Origin of the sequence: Rhodosalinus sp., assembly GCF_046542825.1 — a bacterium.
Lineage (GTDB): Bacteria > Pseudomonadota > Alphaproteobacteria > Rhodobacterales > Rhodobacteraceae > Rhodosalinus.
In genome coordinates this window covers 1-3,630 of record NZ_JBKHAQ010000173.1, presented here as the reverse complement: position 1 = coordinate 3,630, position 3,630 = coordinate 1, and the positions used below count along the sequence as shown (strand labels likewise).

The 3,630-nt window shown below is 69.3% G+C and carries 5 protein-coding genes; 4 read left to right on the top strand and 1 reads right to left on the bottom strand.

Features of this window, described 5'->3' with window-relative positions; translation table 11 throughout:
• Together ACLFOB_RS14620 and ACLFOB_RS14615 are read left to right on the top strand one after the other, a co-directional pair.
• The coding region (locus ACLFOB_RS14620; RefSeq protein ID WP_410926558.1) for a flagellar biosynthesis repressor FlbT at positions 1-243 on the top strand (243 nt) is incomplete at its 5' end.
• Positions 244-308: 65 nt separating this feature from the next.
• The gene (locus ACLFOB_RS14615) at positions 309-1,055 is read left to right on the top strand and encodes a DUF1217 domain-containing protein (protein ID WP_410926557.1); all 747 of its coding nucleotides are present in this window, start codon (positions 309-311) and stop codon (positions 1,053-1,055) included.
• 295 nt (positions 1,056-1,350) lie between these two features.
• On the opposite strand, the gene ACLFOB_RS14610 is transcribed toward ACLFOB_RS14615, so the two are convergent.
• Positions 1,351-2,712 carry a FliI/YscN family ATPase gene (locus ACLFOB_RS14610; protein WP_410915579.1) on the bottom strand — a complete coding sequence of 454 codons (1,362 nt, stop codon included), beginning with the start codon at positions 2,710-2,712 and terminating at the stop codon, positions 1,351-1,353.
• 85 nt (positions 2,713-2,797) lie between these two features.
• On the opposite strand from ACLFOB_RS14610, the gene ACLFOB_RS14605 reads away from it, so the two are divergent.
• A complete protein-coding gene (locus tag ACLFOB_RS14605) occupies positions 2,798-3,184 on the top strand; it encodes a FlgB family protein (protein ID WP_410915580.1) in 387 nt (128 codons plus the stop codon).
• A gap of 14 nt (positions 3,185-3,198) precedes the next feature.
• Entirely contained in the window at positions 3,199-3,591 is a 393-nt protein-coding gene (gene flgC, locus ACLFOB_RS14600) for a flagellar basal body rod protein FlgC (RefSeq protein ID WP_410915582.1), read from the top strand.
• The last annotated feature ends 39 nt before the right edge of the window (positions 3,592-3,630 follow it).

Sequence of the window (3,630 nt, the reverse complement as noted above, 5' to 3'; positions counted from 1 at the left end):
CGTCGCGTCTGTTACGCGGTGCAGCTGGTTCTCACCGGCGATGCCGAACCCGAGGAAATGCGCCTGCAGTTGCTGCGGCGGATCGAGGAACTGAGCCGCGCGCTCACCGACCACGACAGCCGGCGACATCTCGACCTGGCCAGCGATGCACTGATCTCGGAGCGCTATTACCACTGCCTCAAGGCGCTGCGCGCGCTGATCCCGCGCGAGGACCGGCTGCTCGCGGCCGCGCGGCGGGCATGAGCTTTCAGCCCGCCCTTCCGATCGGCGGCCTTGCCGGCTGGCGCTTCCTCCAGCGCACGCTGCCGATGCAGCAAGCGGCCCATGCCGAGACACCGGCTGTCGCCCGCGATGCCGGTGCGTTCCGCGACCGCATCGGCGAGATCGGAACTGCGGCGGCTCTGGTCGAGGACCGCCAGGTCTTGCGTGTGGCACTTGGCGCCTTCGGGCTGCAGGACGATCTGGCAAACCGCTATTTCATCCGCAAGATTCTGGAGGAGGGCACAGCGCGGCCAGACGCGCTGGCCAACCGTTTGACCGACAAGCGCTATGCGGAATTCTCGAAAGCCTTCGGCTTCGGCGATCCGGGTGGCGCCGCGACAGGATCGCCGGGGTTTGCCGACCGGATCGTCGCGCGCTACGAGCGGCAGAGCTTCGAGGTCGCGGTCGGCACGCGCGATGAATCCATGCGCCTGGCGCTTTATGCCGAACGCGAGCTCGCGGCTGTGGCGGCAAGCAGCGGAAGCCCGCGCACCAAATGGTTCCGCGTCATGGGGACCCCGCCCTTGCGGAGCGTGATCGAGACGGCGCTGGGCCTTCCGTCAAGTTTCGGGCAGCAGGACCTGGACCGTCAGCTCGAGGTGTTCCGGAGCCGAACCGAAAGGATGGTGGGCGCGCCCGACATCGAGGTCTTTGCCGATCCCAAGGCGCGCGAGGCATTGACACGACGCTTCCTGCTGCAAAGCGAGCTGGCAACAACCGAAGCGGCGGGGCCGGCCGCCGTCGCTCTCACCTTGTTGAAAGGAGGAGCCGGGCCCCCGCCCCTCCGAGCCTGACAGGCCCCGGCGCGTCTGCATCTGTGCACCGGATACGCGCCAGCGCGATTGCATGCTTTCATCGCAGCCGGAGGGGCACAGCCCGGGCCTCCCGGTTGCGGCGCGTGGCACCTGATGCGTGAGAGGCCCGGAATCGCGTGCTATTCCGCAAACAGCGCCATCGCAGAGGATGTCCTGCTTCGATGGCCAAGACGGCGCGCCGCCGCCGTCCTGACGGTTCCGAAAAGCCTTGCGCCGGATCGTCGGCCGACCAGGGGCCGCTCCTGCGTCTCTTCGCGAGAGCAGGGAAACCGCACTAGCCGGAGGCCACGACGGCGCGGGAGCGGGCCGAGGCGCCGGCATCGGCCCGCCGCAGGATCAGGTTCAACCGGCGAAAACTCTGCTCGATACCCTGCCTCTCCGGCTCGGCCAGAAAGCGTTCCACCTCCGGCCAGACCCGCAACGCCTGATCCACTTCCGCATCGCTGCCTTCGGTGTAGAGCCCCGCGCGAATCATCGGCTCCGCCCCTTCGTGCGCGGCGACCAGCGCGCGCAGCCGGAGGATGGCCGCGTTCTCCTCCGCGGAAGCCGCTGCCGGAAGGCTGCGCGAAACCGACCGCGTGAGATCGACCGCCGGGAAGCGCCCGCGCTCCGCAATGGCCCGGTCGAGCACGACGTGGCCGTCGAGCACGCCGCGCAGGATGTCGGCGACCGGCTCCTCCATGTCGGAGCCCGCCACCAGCACGGTGAAGAGCGCCGTGATGTCGCCTGTGTCGCCCTCTCCGGGCCCTGCCCGCTCGGCCAGCGCCATGATCATCTGGCCGGTGGAGGGCGGGAAGCCGCGTAGTGCGGGCAATTCGCCGGAGGCCGCCGCAACCTCGCGATGCGCCTCCGCGAGACGGGTCACCGAATCGGCCAGCAACAGGACGTGCCGCCCCGCGTCGCGGAAATGCTCGGCCACCGCCATCGCGGTGAACAGGCATCGGCGCCGCAGCAACGGCGAGCGGTCCGAGGTGGCCGCGACAATGACGCTGCGCCGCATGCCCCCGGGTCCCAGCGCCGATTCCACGAAATCGCGCAGCTCGCGACCGCGCTCGCCGACCAGGGCAAGGACGACCACATCCGCCTCCATTCCGCGCGCGAGTTGTGCCAGCAGTGTCGATTTGCCGACGCCCGAGCCCGCGAAGAGGCCCAGCCGCTGGCCACGCGCCACGGGTAGCGCGGTATTGAAGAGCGCCAGCCCGGTGTCGAGGCGCGGGCCGAAGCCGCGCCGCCGTCCCGGCGCGGGCGGCACGGCAAGGAGGGGCCGCGGTACCGGGCCCGGCAACAGCGGAGCGCCGTCGAGCGGGCGGCCGAAGGGGTCGATCACGCGGCCGATCCAGCCCGCATGGGGTGCGATCACGGGCGGCGGCGCAAGTGCCACCGGATCGCCCAGCGAGACGCCATGTGCATCCGCCTCGGGCAGCATCACCACTTCCGATTCGGTGAGGCGCAGGATCTCGCCGCACAGCTGCCCGCCGTCGCGCCGCCGCAACTCCAGGCGGTCGCCAAGGCGCGCCCCGGCAAGACCGCGCACGCGCAGCAGCCCCCCCTCGACCCCGGCCACGCGACCGAGCGCACGCACAGGATCGAGCCTGCCCAGCGCGGCACCGAGATGTTCCAGACGAGGCAGATCCATGCGTGCGCTCCCTTCAGCTTCCGAGAACGGTTTCTAAAGGAATCGCGGTTAAGCCTTGATGGACACGATCGAGGGAGAAGCCCCGATGTTCGACAGGCTGAACGTCTTTTCGACCGCGCAGGCGATGGCCATGCATGCCGGCACCCGTCATGCCGTCCTCGCCCGCAACATGGCCCATGCCGACACGCCCGGCTTCCGGCCCGCCGACCTGGCACCCTTCCGCGAGACCGTGTCGCGGCAGGCGCCGGCGGCGAGGCTGCGCGGCACGCGCCCCGGTCACTTTACAATGGCCGCGAGCACCGTACCGACGCCGCAGCTGCGCGAGGAGATCCTCTCTGACCCGAATGGCAACGGCGTCTCCCTCGAACTCGAAATGCTCAAGGCGGTCGAGGCCAAGCGGCAGCACGACCGCGCGATGACGATCTACCGCAGCGCGCTCGAGATCATGCGCCAGAGCATCGGACGCCGCTGAGGAGAACACATCAGATGACTGACTTTTCCGATTCCCTGCGCCTGTCCGTCAGCGGCATGCGGGCGCAGGCGACCCGCCTGCGGCTTCTGTCCGAGAACATCGCGAACGCAGACACGCCGGGCTACCGCCGGAAAACGATGACCTTCGAGCAGGCGGCCGGTGCAGAACGCACCGGTGGCGAGGTTCGGACCGGTCGGGTGAAACTCGACCGGTCCGAACTCCCGCAGATCCACGACCCCGCGCATCCGCTGGCGGACGCAAGCGGGCACTATGCCGGGTCAAACGTCGATCTCGTCATCGAGATTGCCGATTCGCGCGAAGCGCAGCGCAGCTACGAAGCCAATCTGAAGCTCTTCGACCAGGCCCGGCAGATGTCGCAGGCGCTGCGCGAGCTTCTGCGCCGATAGAGAGGAGAATCCCATGATCGACGTCCGCACCGCCCTTGC

Excerpts from the sequence above, each read along its gene's own strand:
- ACLFOB_RS14615 (WP_410926557.1), top strand. The coding sequence starts at position 309 with ATGCAGCAAGCGGCCCATGCCGAGACACCGGCTGTCGCCCGCGATGCC.
- ACLFOB_RS14610 (WP_410915579.1), bottom strand. The coding sequence starts at position 2,712 with ATGGATCTGCCTCGTCTGGAACATCTCGGTGCCGCGCTGGGCAGGCTC.
- ACLFOB_RS14605 (WP_410915580.1), top strand. The coding sequence starts at position 2,798 with ATGTTCGACAGGCTGAACGTCTTTTCGACCGCGCAGGCGATGGCCATG.
- flgC (WP_410915582.1), top strand. The coding sequence starts at position 3,199 with ATGACTGACTTTTCCGATTCCCTGCGCCTGTCCGTCAGCGGCATGCGG.